The sequence below is a fragment of the Arenimonas caeni genome (genome assembly GCF_003024235.1).
GTDB lineage: Bacteria > Pseudomonadota > Gammaproteobacteria > Xanthomonadales > Xanthomonadaceae > Arenimonas > Arenimonas caeni.
The window spans coordinates 456,798-473,416 of the sequence record NZ_KZ679084.1 but is presented as its reverse complement, the minus strand read 5'-3'; the positions used below and the strand labels follow the sequence as shown (position 1 = coordinate 473,416).

Below are 16,619 nucleotides of genomic sequence, written 5' to 3'. Positions count from 1 at the left end.
GTAGTGGCAGTTGTCTTCGGGCTAATGCAACTCTTCATAGCGGCCCACTGCTTCAGGTCCACCTTCGGTGCAGTGGCGCCGGCGAATAAGAGCGCGCCTGCTGTGTTCCTTGTTTCCCAGCTTGCGAAGTACGTTCCAGGTCGAGTGTGGGCGCTTCTGATGCAAAAGATCATATTCGGCCAAAAGGCAACGCTCCCCGATCTAATGTCGGGCAATCTTTCGGTTTTCTTGTGCCTCATGCTCGCGCAGTTGGGTGGCTTCTTTGCGTGCGCAACGTACTTTATGCTCAGTTGGCCCGGCCTAATCGCGTTCATTATGGTCATGCCGCTTTTGCTCCTGGCGGCGCTTCGGGTCACGATGGCAGCTGTCGCCAGGCTCGGAAGTGGCAGGATCAAGGGTATCGCGATTGCATTTGATCCGCCCAAACTTGTCCTTTGGACGGCACTGTTGGGGATATCGGGTTGCCTGGCTTGGCTTTCTGTCTATTCACTGTGGCTGGGGTACCCGCTTGAAGAGTCCTTCTCACTTTACGGTCTTTCGTCCGCATCGATCGTTCTTGGACTTCTCTCATTGCTGCCTGCGGGACTGGGAGTTCGTGAAGCTGCGTTCATTTGGCTAGAGACGCTACCTTGGCCTCTTCCGACGAAAAGTTTGTTGTTGCTCGCAATCTATGGCCGCATTTGGCTCCTGCTCCTTGACGTCGTTTCCGCCATCGTAGGGGCGATGTGGCTGCTTGCGTCGAGGAGAATGCAAGGTTGAAAGCAAAGGCGCTAGTCATCGCGGCGAGAGTCTTGGCGTGGGGGGTTGTTTCGAGGCTGCCCCATCCTAGATGGCGTGCCATTGGGCTCGGCATTCTTGGCGCTTCGATCGGGCGGGGCGTTCGTATTCACGGGTGCAGACTCATGAACCATGAGCTGGGTCTTTCCAACCTGCGCATCGGCCAGGGTGTCTATATCGGACCGGATGTGCTTCTGGACCTGGCTGGCCCGCTTCTCATAGGTGACCGATCGACCATTTCGGCCCGCTGTGTCCTGTTGACACATCATGACCCTGGAGCTTCGCAGGGCAATTCACTCGCTCAGCACTTTCCGCCATCCGCGGGCGGTTGTGAAGTTGGGATGGACTGTTGGATCGGCGCTGGCGCGATCCTTCTCGAGGGTGCCGAGCTGGGAGCGCAAAGCGTGGTTGGCGCAGGGGCCTTGGTCAGATCAAAGCTGCCGGGAGGGTTTGTCTACGCAGGGTCTCCTGCTCGTGCGATCAGGCGCGTGGGAGCCAAGCAGGTTCGCGAGCCCTAACCTAGTAATTTCCTGACGCATTCTACGACCCTGCGAGCATCCGACTCTGTCAGTTTTGGTGAAAGTGGAAGGCTAGCTATTCGGCGGCCAATATCCATTGCATTTGGCCACTGTTCCGGGCGCCACCCATACTTGGTCTGATAGTAGGGGTGCTCAGGCACAGATAAGTAGTGGACGCCGGTGCCAACACCAAGCTTGTTCATCCCATCCAAGAAATCGTCTCGTGATAATCCGGCCGACCCGGGGTCGATCTGTATCGTGAAGAGATGTAGTCCGTGCCGCGTATCCGCTTCAGGGATGGGGGGCGGCTTGATGGGGAGATCCTTGAGGCCATCCATGTACAAAGACCAAATCGCCTCTCGCTTACTAAGAGCTGCTTCGACGCGGGCAAGTTGATGAATTCCTATCGCTGCCTGCACGTCCATCATGTTGTATTTGAATCCGCATTCCACGACTTGGTAGTGACGATATCCCTTGTCACTGAAGCGGTGCCACGCATCCTTGCTCATTCCGTGGAGGGATAGGATGCGTGCGCGTCCCGCATGCTCGAGATTCTTGGCAATTATCATGCCGCCTTCGCCGGTCACTACGTTCTTGGTCACGTAGAAGCTAAAGCAGCCAAAGTCGCCGAAAGTTCCCGTCTTCCTGCCGCGATACTCCGACTCAATCGCATGTGCGCAGTCCTCGATCACTACCAATCTGTGCCTCTCGGCCAGCGCCATAATCCGATCCATGTCGCACGGTCTGCCTGCGAAATGAACCAGAAGAATCGCTCTGGTCCTTGGGGTTATTGCGGCCTCAATCGCATCTGGGTTGATGTTAAGTGTTTCAGGGTCGACATCCGCAAGAACCGGCGTGAGCCCGGCGTGGATGATCGCATTCACAGTTGCGCAAAACGTAAGCGGGGTCGTTATCACTTCTGAGCCAGGTTCAAGGCCGGCTGCCACCATGCTCACGTGAAGTGCAGCGGTACAGGAGTTCACTGCCGCGACATGGCCCGGTGCGACGCCCTTGTAGCTGGCAAAGTCTTTCTCGAACCTCGCTACCCTTGGTCCCGTTCCAAGCCAGCCCGAACGGAGGCACTCCTCGACCTCTCGGATTTCTTCCTCCTGAATGTCCGGTGCTGCAAAGACCAAGAAGTCCTTGTTCATCGCTCTAGTTCCCGAATTCCTGCGGCCGGTTCATGGTTCACTGTTTGGTTTGGTTGGTGTGCTAGGTATCTCAGAGGGCGGCTTTAGTCGCTCGACAGTCGGCGGAACCGGGATTCTCAGGCCCGCCACCTTATTCGCGTGCTGTGCCAGCAGCCGTGCACTGTTCTCGTGGCCGGTTCGGTTCAGGGCATCCACCATTCCGACAATGAAGGTGGGGTTGTCCAGACTCTTGTTCACTGCAGTGCTGAAGAGCACATGGGCGAGCGCTTCATCCTCAAGATGCCTGAGCGCATGCAGTCCGATCGCATAGTACTGCCTAGCAGGCATACTCACCTTGTTTACTACCACCATATAGGCTTCCGCGAACTTCTCGTCGTTCAACGGAAGGCCTCGCTCCCGTTTGGCGAGGAAGTCGGTGATCATCGAAACTTCCTGAGGGCCGACGGTCCTTTGCTTTAGCTTCTGGATTAGCCGATCCCACCATTCGACCTTGTCGGGCTGGTTGGCCGTCAGGGCAAGAATGATCAGCCCCTGCTCTAGCAATGGCGAAGAGCCAGGGATGTTGCTTCCTCTTTCAAATTCGTTGAGCGCCATCCGGTAGTAGCGTGAGTCCGGATCTTGGCCGGCACGGAGCATGTATTGTTCCCCGAGGTCCATGCTTGCTCTCGAGGATTCAGGGTTTCGTTCGGCGAGTTCCAGAGCCAAGTGCAACGGGCTGCCCCAGCCGGCGCTCCTAATCATCGTCAGCAGTAGAAATCCGATCGTGACTACGGTCACAGCTACGGATCGGACCCTGGGAATCTCTCCACGGGGCGCTGCTTCAATTATCGCGAACAGCGCGAGGAGGACGCCTAGAATGGCGAAGTAGTTTCGGTGCTCGAATACGAGCTCCAGTGGGATGATGTTGCTGGTCAGCGAGTGGGCAATGAAGAACCACGCAATTCCCAGCGAGAGGATCGGATGTCTGTTACGAAGCCAGATCGCTGAAGAAGCGAGAACTGCAAGAAACAGGCCGCCAAGGAGTGTCGTTGGCGGCGAGAGTAATCCGGTTGAGAACTGATATGTGTCGTAGTAGAAGGTGTAGTTTGCCGGCTGGGGAATAACTATCCATGCGAGATAAGTCGGCAGTACGCGGAGTTGCGTTAGCAAGCGCTCTTCGAGCGTGAAGCTGCGAATGGCATAAGCGTCTGGACTTCCAAAGCGGGGCAGCACCAGGAGCAAAAGTGCCGCAACTGAAGCGAGGACGAATATGCCGTATGACCACTTCAGGATGGTTGCGCTTCGTGTCGAGGCGCAACGAAAACGTAAGACTGTGAGTTCCAGCGCAAGTGCGAATGCGGGGAATAGCGCGGCGGTCTCCTTGCACAGAAGCCCCAGTGCAATCAGCGGCAGACAAGTAATCAGCCACGGCCATGCGCGAATTCCCGCCATCTGCAACCTTCTTCCATGCAGATAGCAAATCAGTGCGGTCAGCAAGAAGGTGATCGACAGCATCTCCATCCGTTGCACTACATAAAGCACGGTCGAGACCTGCAATGGGTGAATCGCCCAAAGCGCTGCAAGCAGTGCCGCAGGCATCAGTGGGTTGTTGCTCCTTTCGTGACGCATCTTGAGAAGTTGCGTCAGTAGCGAGAAAACCAGTAGTGCATTAACCGTGTGGACCGCCAGGCTGGTGATCTTGTATCCGCGCGGATCAAGTCCAAAGAAATAATGGTCGACCGCGAAGCTCACCATCGCAAGTGGACGTCCAAGCGGACCAATTGGAAAAGCTGACCAGGCGCTGGCGAGACTTTCAGTGGTCAGTTCGGTGATGTGTACGCGTTCTTGTTTGACGATGTTGGGATAATCGTCAAAAAGGAATCCGCCGCTTACGCCGGGCCAAAACGCAGATAGAGTGAGGGCGGCAATTAAAAGCAACCATGCAAAGGCGCTGCGAGAGAGAGGGTGCATACCGTGATCCGGTTCGGCGTACCCGGATTCTGGCCGAAAGTCACTCACAAAGCACGGGTAGGGAGGGGGTGGTCACCTCCAGGCGCCTCTGGGTCGCGTCCCGGGACGGTCAGTAGCAGCCTTCAGGTAGGTAGCGGGACGTAGCGATGTCTGACCTGCAGCTCCAGACGCCTGCGCTGCTTCGCTCAAGACGAATATAGCTGCCTGCTATATTCGGGTTTCCAGCCAAAATGCACTGGATATAGCCGGCGGTCGGATTAGGGTCCATCGATATATTGCTGCAGCGCGTGGTGGTGCTTCGCAAGCCGATGTCGGAAATATTGAAAGTCGTAGAGCTGAGGGCGATGACCTGACTCTCGTAGAGGGGTTTGCCGCCCGTAATGTCAGCAAGTCCCGCAGCCACTTGCGCTCGAATGTTGTAGTCCTGATAGGCGGGGATGGCAATCGCCGCGAGGACGGCGATGATCGCTACAACGATCATCAACTCAATGAGCGTAAAGCCCTTCGTCATGCGCATGGCGTGGCCCCCTAGCCCGCTGGACTGTCAGAGTTGCTGAGTGACATCTCGACTGCGGGGCGCTGCAATTCCGTCCCCTGAATCTGCCTGCGCTCTTGAAGATACTTTGGAGTAGTTCTACTTCTATCGTCTTTCTGGGGTACGGGGCGCAGCCGGATAGACCGACAGCGCCCCGGCCCAAATCCAACTATTACTGCGTGCAGCCGTTCGGCAGGTACTTCGGATCAAGAGCGGCGCTTGCGGTGCAAGCCCAGGTGCCGGTGGCCGAATTACGGGTCAGCGTGATGCTGTGCGGGCTGACCTTGGGGTTGCCCTCCAGGGCGCAAGAGATGGAACCACCCGCACCGGGAGTGACGGTGATCGGAGCGCAGCGGGTCGTGGTCGCGGCGAGGCCGATGTCGACGTTGGTATAGGTCGACGGGGTGCCGCGGTTGATGATTTCCTCAAACGCCGTCACGCCGCCACGGATGTCGGCCAGGCCGGTGGTGACCTGCGAGCGGGCGATGTAGTCCTGATACGCCGGCAGCGCGATGGCGGCCAGGATGGCAATGATCGCGACCACGATCATCAGTTCGATCAGGGTGAAACCTTTCTGGATCTTCTTCATGGGTAAATCCCCTAGGTGGATTGTGATTGTCACGTCTTCGAACGGATATCCCGTCCTTGGGTAGCCGTGCCGAAGCACGTGCTGTATCGGTGAAGCATCAACTGTGCCAAGCCTCGAAAGGTGTGGCACAGGCCGGAATATAGGCACAAGGAACAACGCAAGGCCAGCCGAAATCGGGACACAGGCCACGAATTTCGCGGGGGTTGTCAGAAAGTGACGCTAAGGGTCACTTTTGGTCACCCGAGGCTGTGACGCAGTTCACAAAAGAGGCGGGCGCGCCCCAGGCCTCACTCCATCCCAAGCTTCTTAAGCTTGTACCTCAACGCCCGGAACGTAATCCCCAGCGCCGCCGCCGTCTTGGTCTTGTTGTAGCGGTTGGCCTCGAGCGCCTTCTGGATGGTCTCGCGCTCCATCTGCTCGATGGCCTCGGGCAGGGCGGTGCCGTCGGCGCCGGCCGGCAGGGCGGGCGAGGGCGCGGCGGCCAGGGGCCGCAGCGGCATGTCGGCTTCCTGGCCGATCAGCTGGTCCACCTGGGGAAGGTAGAGGTCGGCCACCTCGATGGTCTGGCCGTCGCACAGGGCCACGGCGCGCTCGAGGATGTTCTCCAGCTCGCGCACGTTGCCCGGGAAGGGGTAGGCCGACAGCGCCGCCTCGGCCTCCTCGCTCAGGGCCGGCAGGCCGTCGGCCTGTTCGCCGGCCAGGCGCTTGAGGATGGCCTCGGCGATCAGCGGGATGTCCTCGCGGCGCTGGCGCAGCGGCGGCACGGCCAGTTCGATCACGTTGATGCGGTAGTACAAGTCCTGCCGGAACTTGCCGTCCTCGACCAGCTTGGCCAGGTTCTTGTGCGTGGCCGAGAGGATGCGCACGTCCACCGGCAGCTCGGCCTGGGCGCCCACCGGGCGCACGGATTTCTCCTGGATCACGCGCAGCAGCTTGACCTGCATGTGCAGCGGCAGTTCGGCCACTTCGTCCAGGAACAGGGTGCCGCCCTGCGCGGCCTGGAACAGGCCTTCCTTGTCGGCATGGGCGCCAGTGAAACTGCCCTTCTTGTGGCCGAACAGCTCGCTTTCCATCAGGTCGGAGGGGATCGCGCCGCAGTTCACCGGCACGAACGGCCCGCCGGCCCGCGAGCCCTGCTCGTGGATCAGCCTCGCCACCAGCTCCTTGCCCACGCCGGACTCGCCGCTGATGTACACCGGCGCCTGGCTGCGCGCCACGCGGTTGATGGTCTGGCGCAGCTGCTGCATGCGCTGGGAGTCGCCCAGCAGGCGCGCGCTGGCCGGGGCCGACTTGCGCTGCTCGTTGAGCTCGAGCGCGTGCTGCACCAGCCGGCGTAGAACGGCCAGGTCCACCGGCTTGGTCACGAAGTCGAAGGCGCCGGCCTTGAGCGCGCTCACCGCCGCCTCGACGTTGCCGTAGGCGGTGATCATCGCCACCGGGGTCTCGGCATAGCGCTGGGCGATGTGCTCGATCAGCTCCTGGCCCGAGCCGTCGGGCAGGCGCATGTCGGTCAGGCACAGGTCGTACCGGCCCTGGGCCAACTGGGCCCGGGCCGAAGCCAGGTCGGCCGCGGTGTCCACGCGCAGGCCCATGCGGCCCAGCGTCAGGACCAGCAGTTCCCGGATGTCGCGCTCGTCATCTACTACCAGGGCGCTTCGGGCGGTGGCCATGCTTCACAAGGGGGCTGGAGACCCCTACACCTTAGCTGAACCGGGGTATCTCAGGCCAGATTGAGGCGGCCCGGCGAGGCCTCGTCCTGCATCAGGGTCATGCCCGGCGGCAGGATGATGCGGAAGCAGCTGCCGCCGCCCGGCACCGGCTGGTAGCTGAGCGTGCACTGGTTGGCCTCGCAAAGCTGCTGGGCGATGTAGAGGCCCAGGCCGGTGCCGTGCTCGCTGGTGGTGTAGAAGGGAGTGAAGATCTGGCTGGCCACGGCGGCCGGGATGCCCGGGCCGCGGTCGATCACGTTCAGTTCCGGCGGGGTGCCGGGCGGGGCGCTGCGCACCGCCACCGTCACCTTGGCCGGCTCGCCCGGCAGGCGGCCGTAGGTCAGCGCGTTCTGCACCAGGATGGTCAGCACCTGGTGCAGGTGGCGCGGGTCGGCCATGGCCAGTACGCTGCGCTCGGACACGGCCTGGAGGATGTCGGTCTCCAGCGGGTGGCTGGCCCGGTACTCGTCGACGAACTTGCGGGCGAACTGGCCGATGTCGACCGACTCGGGCTGGCTGCGCTCGCGCCGGGCCAGGCCCAGGATGTCCTGGACGATGCCGTTCATGCGCTGGCACTGGGTGTGGATGATCTCCAGCAGGCGCTGGTCGCCCTCGGGCAGGTCGGTCGACTCCTCCAGCAGCTGCACCGAATACATGATTGCCGCCAGCGGGTTGCGGATTTCGTGGGCGATCGAGGCCGACAGCCGGCCCAGGGTGGCCAGGGTCAGCTCCTCGGCCCGGTCGGAGAACACCCGGCTGTCCTCGAGGAAGATGAGGAACAGGTTGTTGGTCAGGCTCAGCGAGACGAAGCGCGGCAGCACCTCCGGCGCGCCCTCGCCCAGGGTCATGGCCTTGGGGATCTCGCCGCGGCCCTGGCGCCAGGCCTGCAGGCTGCGGTGCAGGGGCAAGGCGATGTCGGACAGCTGGCGGCGGTCGGGCGAGGGCTTGCCCAGCAGGGCCCAGGCCGCCTCGTTGCACACCCGCACCTGGTGGTCCCCGTCCACCACCAGGATGCCGGTGCGGATGCGGCGGATCACCAGCTCGTTGATCTCGGCCTGGTTGGCCAGCTCTTCGCCGCGCTGTTCGGCCAGGGCCTGCGACTCGAGCACCTGCCGGCTCAGCAGTTCGCACAGCACCGCCGTGGCCAGGTAGGTCACCGAAAACATCACCGATTCGGCCAGCGGCCGGACATCCTGGAGCCCCAGCGCGCGCAGGTAGAGGCTGTCGACCAGCACCACCGCCGAAGCCGCGCCGGCGAAGCCCAGGCCGGCCTTCTGCGGCAGGATCAGGGCACCGGCGCCCACGTTGAAGAGCAGCAGCAGGGCCACGCCGCCCTGGCTGCCCGAGGTGGTGGCCAGCACGGCCGCGGCCACCAGGATGTCGATGCCCAGGCCGATGGCGGTCTGGCGCGACGGCGACAGATCGCTGCGGTAGCCGGCCACCAGCAGGGCGATGGCCGCCACCATGTAGAGCACCACGATGCTCTGCAGCACCGCCGGCTGGCGGATCTCCAGCAGGTATCCCCCGGCCGGGCTGAAAGCCACCAGGGCCAGCAGCGCCGCCTCGAGCACCCGGTAGAGCGTGAAGAAATAGAGTTCGCGGCGCTGGGGGCTGGGGCCGGCGGGTTTTCGGGGGGCGTGGGCCATGGCGCCAGTATGCCCCGGACCCGTCTGTCAAGGGTGGGGGTTTTTGCGTTGGGGGCACCGTTGCGGCGACAATACCGCCCCCGTTCGCGACCCCTTTCCCACACAGGTATCGGCATGAACTTCCACGAATACCAGGCCAAGCAGCTGTTCGCCGACTACGGCATCGCCGTCCCGGCCGGCCGCGTTGCCCGCAGTCCCGAGGAGGCCGTGGACGCGGCCAAGGCCATTGGCGGCGACTTCTGGGTCGTCAAGGCGCAGATCCACGCCGGCGGCCGCGGCAAGGCCGGCGGCGTCAAGCTGGCCAAGACCCTCGAGGACGTGCGCAAGTACGCCGAGGGCATGCTCGGCACCAAGATGGCCACCTACCAGACCGCCGGCATCGAGCTGCCGGTCGACTCGGTGCTGGTCACCCAGGCCACCGACATCGCCAAGGAGCTCTACCTCTCCGTGCTGGTCGACCGCGCCACGCGCTCGATCACCTTCATCGCTTCGGCCGAGGGTGGCGTCGAGATCGAGCAGGTCGCCGCCGAGAACCCGGACGCGATCAAGTCGCTCAACGTCAACTTCGTGCAGGGCCTGCAGCCCTACCAGTGCCGCGAAATGGGCTTCGCCCTGGGCCTGAACGCCAAGCAGGTCAACCAGCTGAGCAAGATCATGCTGGGCCTGTACAAGCTGTTCAACGACAAGGACCTGGCCCTGGTCGAGCTCAACCCGCTGGCCATCCTCACCAACGGCGACCTGGCCGTGCTCGACGGCAAGATCAATTCCGACGACAACGCCACCTTCCGCCACCCCGACCTGGCCGCGATGCGCGACATCCGCCAGGAGGACGAGACCGAGGTGCTGGCCTCCAAGCACGACCTCAACTACGTCACCATGGACGGCAACATCGGCTGCATGGTCAACGGCGCCGGCCTGGCCATGGCCACCATGGACGTGATCAAGCTCAACGGCGGCGAGCCGGCGAACTTCCTCGACGTCGGCGGCGGCGCCAACAAGGAGCGCGTCACCGAGGCCTTCAAGCTCATCCTGTCCTCGGACAAGGTCAAGGCCATCTTCGTCAACATCTTCGGCGGCATCGTGCGCTGCGACATGATCGCCGAGGGCATCATCGCCGCGGTCAAGGAAGTCGGCGTCAAGATCCCGGTCATCGTGCGCCTGGAAGGCACCAACGTGGAGAAGGGCAAGGAACTGCTGCGCAACTCCGGCCTCGCCATCATCCCGGCCGATGACATCAACGACGGCGCCAAGAAGTCCGTCGCCGCCGTCGCCGCCTGAGCCTGCAAGGACAACAATCCATGAGCGTTTTGGTCAACAAGAACACCAAGGTCATCGTCCAGGGCTTCACCGGCCAGCAGGGCACCTTCCACGCCGAGCAGATGCTCGACTACGGCACCAAGGTCGTCGGCGGCGTCACCCCGGGCAAGGGCGGCACCACCCACATCGGCCTGCCGGTCTTCAACACCGTGCGCGAGGCCGTTGATGAAACCGGCGCCGACGCGTCCGTCATCTACGTGCCGCCGCCGTTCGCGGCCGACGCCATCCTCGAGGCGGCCGACGCCGGCATCCGCGTCATCGTCTGCATCACCGAGGGCATCCCGGTGCTCGACATGCTGCGCGTGAAGAACACCCTGGCCGGCTACGACGACGTCGTGCTGATCGGCCCGAACTGCCCCGGCGTGATCACCCCGGGCGAGTGCAAGATCGGCATCATGCCGGGCCACATCCACATGCCGGGCAAGATCGGCATCGTCTCGCGCTCGGGCACGCTGACCTATGAAGCCGTGAAACAGACCACCGACGCCGGCCTCGGCCAGTCGACCTGCATCGGCATCGGCGGCGACCCGATCAACGGCACCAACTTCATCGACGCCCTGAAGCTGTTCCAGGACGACCCGCAGACCGAGGGCATCATCATGGTCGGCGAGATCGGCGGCAGCGCCGAGGAAGAGGCGGCCGAGTTCATCGCCGAGTACGTCACCAAGCCGGTTGTCGGCTTCATCGCCGGCGCCTCGGCCCCGGCCGGCAAGCGCATGGGCCACGCCGGTGCCATCGCCTCCGGCGGCAAGGGCACCGCGGCCGGCAAGTTCGCCGCCCTCGAGAAGGCCGGCGTCACCACCGTCAAGTCGCCCGGCGACCTCGGCGCGGCGATCGCGGCCAAGCTCAAGAAGTAATCGCCAGCCACCCGCAGTAACATCCGAAGGGCCGCCCAGTGCGGCCCTTCGAATTTCCCGGGCCCTGCCATGACCACCCTCCGCCTCGCCCTCGCCCAGTTCGATTTCCCGGTCGGCGCCGTGCAGGCCAACGCGGCGCGCATCGCCACCCTGGTGGCCGAGGCGCGGGACAAACACGGGGCCGACCTGGTGCTGTTCCCGGAGCTGGCGCTCAGTGGCTACCCGCCCGAGGACCTGGTGCACCGGCCGGCCTTCCTGGAGGCCTGCGAGAAGGCGCTGGCGGAAGTGGCCCGGGCCTGCACCGGCATCACCGCCGTGGTGGGCTGGCCGCAGGCCGCCGGCTCGATCGTCTACAACGCCGCCAGCGTGCTGGCCGACGGCAGGGTGCAGGCTACCTACCGCAAGCGCGAACTGCCCAACTACGCGGTCTTCGACGAGCGCCGCTACTTCGACGTCGACCCGGACGGCGGCGCCTGCACCTTCGAGGTCAGGGGCGTCACCGTCGGCCTGGTGGTCTGCGAGGACCTGTGGTTCCCCGAGCCGCTGGCCGACACCGTCCGGCAGGGCGCCGAACTGGTGCTGGTGCCCAACGCCTCGCCCTTCGAGCGCGACAAGACCGCCCAGCGCGACACCCTGGTGGCGCTGCGGGTGCAGGAGGGCGGCGCGGCGCTGGCCTACCTCAACGCCGTCGGCGGCCAGGACGAGCTGGTCTTCGACGGCGCCTCGGTGCTGGCCGATGGCGACGGCACCGTGCACCCCGCCGCCCGTGCCTTCGAGGAGCACTGGCTGGTGGCCGACTACGAGGCCGGCGCGCGCCGCTTCACCCGGGTTCACTGGCCGGAGGAAGACGATGAGTCCCGGGAGTCCATGGCCTGGCGCGCCATCGTGCGCGGCATCCGCGACTACTGCGGCAAGAACGGCTTCGACCGCGTCTGGCTGGGCCTGTCGGGCGGCATCGACTCGGGCCTGGTGGCCGCGCTGGCGGTGGACGCGCTCGGCGCCCGCAACGTGGCCGCGGTGAGGCTGCCCTCGCGCTTCACCTCCGGCCTGAGCAACGACCTGGCCGAGGAGCAGGCCCGGATGCTGGGCATCCGCCTGGAGACCGTGGCCATCGAGGCGCCGTTCCAGGGCTTCCTGCAGGCGCTGGCGCCGCTGTTCTCGGGCCTGGAGCCGGGCATCGCCGAGGAAAACCTACAGTCGCGCTGCCGCGGCGCGCTGATGATGGCGCTGAGCAACAAGTTCGGCGGCCTGCTGCTCACCACCGGCAACAAGAGCGAATACGCCGTCGGCTACGCCACCATCTACGGCGACATGTGCGGCGGATTCGCGCCCATCAAGGACCTGTACAAGACCGAGGTGACGGCGCTGTGCCACTGGCGCAACCGCATCTCGCGGGTGATCCCGGAAGAGGTCATCACCCGGCCGCCCTCGGCCGAGCTGCGCGAGAACCAGACCGACCAGGATTCGTTGCCACCCTACGCCGTGCTCGACGGCATCCTGCAGCGCTACATCGACCAGGACCTGTCGCCGGCCGAGATCGTCGCCGAGGGCTTCGACGCGGCGACGGTGGCGCGCGTGCTGAACTTGCTGCGGGTCAACGAGTGGAAGCGCCGGCAGGCGGCACCCGGGCCGAAGGTCTCGCACCGGGCTTTCGGGCGCGAGCGCCGCTACCCCATCACCACCGGCTGGCGGGACTGAAGTCCATAAAGAACAAGGCCCTCCGTGGGGAGGGCCTTGCGTCCGCTTACTTGCCCGCGAAGGGGTTGAGCTTGCCGAAGAAGCCCCGGCCCTCGGGCCAGTCGCCGCTCAGGTAGGGGTGGTCGGGGTAGTTCTGCTCGAGCACCCGGCGGGCGTCGGTGGCCAGCTGCTCCTGGCCCAGCGCGGTGTAGGCAGCCGCCATCAGGGCCAGCGCGTCGCCTTCGTACTCGCTCTGCGGGTAGGTCTGCAGGGTGTACTTGCCGCGGTTGGCGGCCGCCACGTAGGCATCGCGCTCGAGGTAATAGACGCCCACGCCGATCTCGTAGCGGGCCAGCTGGTTGCGCAGGTACACCATGCGCTGGCGCGCGTCCGGCGCGTAGCGGCTGTTCGGGTAGCGGCGAACCACCTCGCCGAAGTCGTTGAGCGACTGCGTGGTGGCGCCCAGGTCGCGCTTGGACATGTCCTGGCCGACCAGGCGCATCAGGGTGGCGCGGCCGGTGTCGAAGTTGATCAGCGCCTTGAGGTAATAGGCGTAGTCGATGTGGCGGTGCGTGGGGTAGGTGCGGATGAAACGGTCGACGGTGGAGGTGGCCTCCACGTTCCGGCTCTGCTTGTACTGCACGTAGGCCAGCTCAAGCTGCGCCTGCTCGCTGTAGGGGCCGTAGGGGAAGCGGGCCACCAGGCGCTGGAAGTACTGCTGGGCCCGGTTGTAGTTGCCACCGTCCATGGCCCCCTTGCCGATCCGGTACATCTCTTCGACCGGCAGGGTCTCGGTGGGCTTTTCCTTGTCGCCCCCGAACCAGCCGCCGATGGTCTGGCAGCCGGCGAGGCTGAGGATCAGCGCCAGGATGGCGAAATGGCGGAACAGGCCGGTCGGTCGGGTCATCAGGAATGCGGGTCTGGACGCTGCGGGCAGCAAGTTCGGGGATAATACCGGAAAGCCCGCTGTCGCCTCCATGTACCCGGGGCCGGCCCCCACCCAGGCCCAGGATGCCCGCAATGCCCGTCCAGACCACCCCCGAAATCGACGACAACGAGCGCGAGCTGCTCGAAGCCTCGGTACCCATGGAATCCGCCGGCCGGCGCTTCGACCAGGTGCTGGCCGAACTGTTCCCGGACTTCTCGCGCTCGCGCCTGTCGGAGTGGATCAAGTCCGGCGACGCCCTGCTCGACGGCCGCCAGGTCAAGCCCAAGGAGGCCGTGCGCGGCGGCGAGCCCATCACCCTGTCGGTGCGGCTCGAGACCGAAACCCACGCCCTGCCGGAGGCCATCGCCCTGGAGATCGTGCACCAGGACGAGGACGTGCTGGTCATCAACAAGCCCGCCGGCCTGGTCGTGCACCCGGGCGCCGGCAACCCGCGCGGCACCCTGGTCAACGCCCTGCTGCATTTCGACCCGAAGCTGGCCGAACTGCCGCGCGCCGGCATCGTGCACCGCCTCGACAAGGACACCTCGGGCCTGATGGTGGTCGCGCGCACCCTGCGTGCGCACACCTCGCTGGTCGAGCAGCTGTCGGGGCGCGAGGTGCACCGGCAGTACCTGGCGGTGGTGCAGGGCACGATGGTCGCCGGCAACACGGTGGATGCCCCGATCGGCCGGCACCCGACCGACCGCGTGCGCATGGCGGTGCTCAAGGAGGGCGGCCGCGACGCGGTCACCCATTACCGGCTGCGCGAGAAGTTCCGCGCGCACACCCTGGTCGAGTGCCGGCTCGAGACCGGGCGCACCCACCAGATCCGCGTGCACATGGCCTACGTGCGCCATCCGATCGTTGGCGACCCGCTCTACGGCGGCGCCTTCCGCCTGCCCAAGGGCGCCACCGAGGCCCTGGTGGCGCGGCTGCACGGCTTCCGGCGCCAGGCCCTGCACGCCGAGAAGCTCAGCTTCGTGCATCCCGGCAGCGGCGAGACCCTGACCCTCGAGGCGCCGATGCCGGCCGACATGCAGGCCCTCGTGCTCGACCTGCGCGAGGACACCGCGGTCTTCAAGGGCTGAACCGTGCCGGCGCCGGCCTGGCTCGAAGCCGACTGGCCCGCGCCGCCCGGCGTGCGCGCCGTCACCAGCCTGCGCGGGGGCGAGGGCGTGTCGGCGCCGCCCTTCGACAGCCTCAACCTGGGCCTGAACTGCGGCGACGACCCGGCGGCGGTGGCCGAAAACCGTCGCCGCCTGGCGGCCTGGCTCCGGCTGCCGTCCGAACCGCGCTGGCTCAGGCAGGTACACGGTCGCACCGTCGTCCGGTTCCCGGCCGCGGCCGCGGAGGAGGCCGGGGGAGACAGCGCCGCGCCGCCCGAAGCCGATGCCGCCGTCACCTCCGAGCCCGGGGTCGTGCTCGTCATCCTCACCGCCGACTGCCTGCCCGTGGTCTTCGCCGCCCGCGATGGTGGCGAGCTCGGGGCCGCCCATGCCGGCTGGCGCGGCCTCGCGGCCGGCGTGCTCGAGGCCACCGTGGCCGCCATGGCCACGCCGCCGGCCGGGCTCGTCGCCTGGCTGGGGCCCGCTGCCGGCCCGGCGCACTACGAAATCGGCGCTGAAGTGCGCGAGGCCTTCGTGTCGGGCGACCTCGGGGCCGCCTCGGCCTTCGTCCCCACCCGGCCCGGCCACTGGCGCGTCGACCTCTGCGCCCTGGCGCGCCGCCGGCTCGCCGCGGCTGGCGTCACCGAAGTGCACGGCGGTGGCCTGTGCACGATCGCCGAGCCGTCGCGCTTCTTCTCGCACCGGCGCGACGGCCGCAGCGGCCGGCTCGTGACCCTGGCCTGGCGCGCCCGCTGACTTCCGGCAGGGTGCAGGCCGGGGCGGCTCGTGCGAACGTGCACGCTACCCCCGGACGGAGTCCCCCCGATGACGCGACTGCTCCTGCTGCTCTGCCTCGTCCTGACGCCCGGCCTCGCCCAGGCCGCCGACACGGCCCGCGCCGACGCCCTGCTCAGGGAGCGCGACCCCGGCGCGCCTGCCGCCATCGCCGAATTGCTCCGGGCCCATCCGGACGACCCGGCGGTGCGTGTCCTGCAGATCCGCCTGATGATCCAGGAGCAGCGCGCGAAGGACGCGGTCGAACTGGCCGAAGACCTGGTCGACGACGCGCCGGGCAGCGGCCTGGCGCACCTGTGGCTGGGCAATGCCTACGGCAACCGCATCGGACAGCTCGGCACCTTCGGCCAGGGCCTGATGGCGCCCAAGCTCCGGCGCGCCTTCGAGCGTGCGGTCGAACTCGACCCGGGACTGCACGAGGCGCGCACCGCGCTGGTGGAGTTCTACCTGATGGCGCCGGGCATCGTCGGCGGCAGCGTCGACAAGGCCCGTGCCCAGGCCGTCGAGCTGCAGCGTCGCGATCCGCCGCGCGGCCATTACGCGCTCGGCCGGATCGCCCAGCAGGAAGAGCGCCTGGAGGAAGCCGCCAAGCACTACCTGGCGGCCTACCAAGGGCGCCCGGACAACGAGACTTACCGCATGACCGTCGGCATCGTCCATCAGCAGGCCGAGGCCTGGGACGCGGCCTTCGGGCATTTCGACGCGTGGACCCGTGAGAAACCCGATGCCGCCGCCGCCTGGTACCAGTTCGGCCGCACCGCCGTGGTTTCGGGACAGCGACTGGAGGAGGGCGCCGCCGCCTTCCGGCGCTTCCTTGCGTTGCCCGAGCGTCCGGGTCAGCCGGAGCACAAGCACGGCTGGTGGCGCCTGGGCCAGGCCCTGGCGCTGGCCAGTGACAAGGCCGGCGCGCGCGAGGCCCTGCAGCGGGCGCTGGCGCTCGACCCGGGCATGGCAGAGGCCAAGGCGGAGCTGGCGAAGCTGTAAGCGCTTGAAATCCCGCCGATCGGGGGCCATCTGGGGGACATCGGGCGGCGCGTCGCCGCCCCCCTGCCCTTGAAAGGGGA

15 protein-coding genes are annotated in these 16,619 nt (G+C 65.8%); 8 read left to right on the top strand and 7 right to left on the bottom strand.

The window, feature by feature from the left end; translation table 11 throughout:
* The first annotated feature begins 159 nt into the window (after window positions 1–159).
* Entirely contained in the window at window positions 160–759 is a 600-nt protein-coding gene (locus tag C6N40_RS02270; protein WP_162782034.1) for a hypothetical protein, read from the top strand.
* 143 nt (window positions 760–902) lie between these two features.
* The gene (locus C6N40_RS14590; protein ID WP_106989373.1) at window positions 903–1,295 is read left to right on the top strand and encodes an acyltransferase; all 393 of its coding nucleotides are present in this window, start codon (window positions 903–905) and stop codon (window positions 1,293–1,295) included.
* On the opposite strand, the gene C6N40_RS02260 is transcribed toward C6N40_RS14590, so the two are convergent.
* The 6 genes from C6N40_RS02260 to C6N40_RS02235 all read right to left on the bottom strand — a co-directional run bounded on the left by C6N40_RS02260 (window position 1,292) and on the right by C6N40_RS02235 (window position 8,875).
* Window positions 1,292–2,446 carry a DegT/DnrJ/EryC1/StrS family aminotransferase gene (locus tag C6N40_RS02260; protein WP_106989372.1) on the bottom strand — a complete coding sequence of 385 codons (1,155 nt, stop codon included), beginning with the start codon at window positions 2,444–2,446 and terminating at the stop codon, window positions 1,292–1,294. The two genes, C6N40_RS14590 and C6N40_RS02260, sit on opposite strands and share 4 nt — an antisense overlap.
* 30 nt (window positions 2,447–2,476) lie before the next feature.
* The gene (locus C6N40_RS13930) at window positions 2,477–4,396 is read right to left on the bottom strand and encodes a hypothetical protein (RefSeq protein WP_162782033.1); all 1,920 of its coding nucleotides are present in this window, start codon (window positions 4,394–4,396) and stop codon (window positions 2,477–2,479) included.
* A 109-nt stretch (window positions 4,397–4,505) separates the two neighbouring features.
* Window positions 4,506–4,913, bottom strand: a complete 408-nt coding sequence (locus C6N40_RS02250; RefSeq protein ID WP_106989370.1) for a pilin — start codon at window positions 4,911–4,913, stop codon at window positions 4,506–4,508.
* 190 nt (window positions 4,914–5,103) lie between these two features.
* Window positions 5,104–5,520, bottom strand: coding sequence for a pilin (locus C6N40_RS02245; RefSeq protein WP_106989369.1), 417 nt, complete (start codon window positions 5,518–5,520; stop codon window positions 5,104–5,106).
* 287 nt (window positions 5,521–5,807) lie between these two features.
* Window positions 5,808–7,190, bottom strand: coding sequence for a sigma-54-dependent transcriptional regulator (locus C6N40_RS02240; RefSeq protein ID WP_106989368.1), 1,383 nt, complete (start codon window positions 7,188–7,190; stop codon window positions 5,808–5,810).
* 50 nt (window positions 7,191–7,240) lie between these two features.
* Complete coding sequence (locus C6N40_RS02235; protein ID WP_106989367.1) at window positions 7,241–8,875, bottom strand: sensor histidine kinase; 1,635 nt, start codon at window positions 8,873–8,875, stop codon at window positions 7,241–7,243.
* Between the two features lie 114 nt (window positions 8,876–8,989).
* Between C6N40_RS02235 and sucC the strand changes: the two genes are divergently transcribed.
* The 3 genes from sucC (at window position 8,990) to C6N40_RS02220 (ending at window position 12,747) form a co-directional block, all read left to right on the top strand.
* Window positions 8,990–10,153, top strand: a complete 1,164-nt coding sequence (sucC, locus tag C6N40_RS02230; protein WP_106989366.1) for an ADP-forming succinate--CoA ligase subunit beta — start codon at window positions 8,990–8,992, stop codon at window positions 10,151–10,153.
* Between the two features lie 20 nt (window positions 10,154–10,173).
* A complete protein-coding gene (sucD, locus tag C6N40_RS02225) occupies window positions 10,174–11,049 on the top strand; it encodes a succinate--CoA ligase subunit alpha (RefSeq protein WP_106989365.1) in 876 nt (291 codons plus the stop codon).
* 69 nt (window positions 11,050–11,118) lie between these two features.
* Window positions 11,119–12,747, top strand: a complete 1,629-nt coding sequence (locus C6N40_RS02220) for an NAD+ synthase (protein WP_106989364.1) — start codon at window positions 11,119–11,121, stop codon at window positions 12,745–12,747.
* A gap of 46 nt (window positions 12,748–12,793) precedes the next feature.
* On the opposite strand, the gene C6N40_RS02215 is transcribed toward C6N40_RS02220, so the two are convergent.
* Complete coding sequence (locus C6N40_RS02215; RefSeq protein WP_106989363.1) at window positions 12,794–13,633, bottom strand: outer membrane protein assembly factor BamD; 840 nt, start codon at window positions 13,631–13,633, stop codon at window positions 12,794–12,796.
* Between the two features lie 113 nt (window positions 13,634–13,746).
* Between C6N40_RS02215 and rluD the strand changes: the two genes are divergently transcribed.
* From rluD to C6N40_RS02200, 3 genes are all read left to right on the top strand, one after another.
* Window positions 13,747–14,742 carry a 23S rRNA pseudouridine(1911/1915/1917) synthase RluD gene (rluD, locus tag C6N40_RS02210; protein ID WP_106989362.1) on the top strand — a complete coding sequence of 332 codons (996 nt, stop codon included), beginning with the start codon at window positions 13,747–13,749 and terminating at the stop codon, window positions 14,740–14,742.
* 3 nt (window positions 14,743–14,745) lie between these two features.
* Complete coding sequence (gene pgeF, locus C6N40_RS02205; RefSeq protein ID WP_106989361.1) at window positions 14,746–15,516, top strand: peptidoglycan editing factor PgeF; 771 nt, start codon at window positions 14,746–14,748, stop codon at window positions 15,514–15,516.
* A gap of 69 nt (window positions 15,517–15,585) precedes the next feature.
* Complete coding sequence (locus C6N40_RS02200) at window positions 15,586–16,539, top strand: tetratricopeptide repeat protein (RefSeq protein WP_106989360.1); 954 nt, start codon at window positions 15,586–15,588, stop codon at window positions 16,537–16,539.
* Window positions 16,540–16,619: the final 80 nt, after the last annotated feature.

Excerpts from the sequence above, each read along its gene's own strand:
- C6N40_RS02245 (WP_106989369.1), bottom strand. The coding sequence starts at position 5,520 with ATGAAGAAGATCCAGAAAGGTTTCACCCTGATCGAACTGATGATCGTG.
- C6N40_RS02250 (WP_106989370.1), bottom strand. The coding sequence starts at position 4,913 with ATGCGCATGACGAAGGGCTTTACGCTCATTGAGTTGATGATCGTTGTA.
- rluD (WP_106989362.1), top strand. The coding sequence starts at position 13,747 with ATGCCCGTCCAGACCACCCCCGAAATCGACGACAACGAGCGCGAGCTG.
- C6N40_RS14590 (WP_106989373.1), top strand. The coding sequence starts at position 903 with ATGAACCATGAGCTGGGTCTTTCCAACCTGCGCATCGGCCAGGGTGTC.
- C6N40_RS02240 (WP_106989368.1), bottom strand. The coding sequence starts at position 7,190 with ATGGCCACCGCCCGAAGCGCCCTGGTAGTAGATGACGAGCGCGACATC.
- C6N40_RS02235 (WP_106989367.1), bottom strand. The coding sequence starts at position 8,875 with ATGGCCCACGCCCCCCGAAAACCCGCCGGCCCCAGCCCCCAGCGCCGC.
- C6N40_RS02200 (WP_106989360.1), top strand. The coding sequence starts at position 15,586 with ATGACGCGACTGCTCCTGCTGCTCTGCCTCGTCCTGACGCCCGGCCTC.
- sucD (WP_106989365.1), top strand. The coding sequence starts at position 10,174 with ATGAGCGTTTTGGTCAACAAGAACACCAAGGTCATCGTCCAGGGCTTC.
- C6N40_RS13930 (WP_162782033.1), bottom strand. The coding sequence starts at position 4,396 with ATGCACCCTCTCTCTCGCAGCGCCTTTGCATGGTTGCTTTTAATTGCC.
- C6N40_RS02220 (WP_106989364.1), top strand. The coding sequence starts at position 11,119 with ATGACCACCCTCCGCCTCGCCCTCGCCCAGTTCGATTTCCCGGTCGGC.
- C6N40_RS02260 (WP_106989372.1), bottom strand. The coding sequence starts at position 2,446 with ATGAACAAGGACTTCTTGGTCTTTGCAGCACCGGACATTCAGGAGGAA.
- C6N40_RS02215 (WP_106989363.1), bottom strand. The coding sequence starts at position 13,633 with ATGACCCGACCGACCGGCCTGTTCCGCCATTTCGCCATCCTGGCGCTG.
- sucC (WP_106989366.1), top strand. The coding sequence starts at position 8,990 with ATGAACTTCCACGAATACCAGGCCAAGCAGCTGTTCGCCGACTACGGC.
- C6N40_RS02270 (WP_162782034.1), top strand. The coding sequence starts at position 160 with ATGCAAAAGATCATATTCGGCCAAAAGGCAACGCTCCCCGATCTAATG.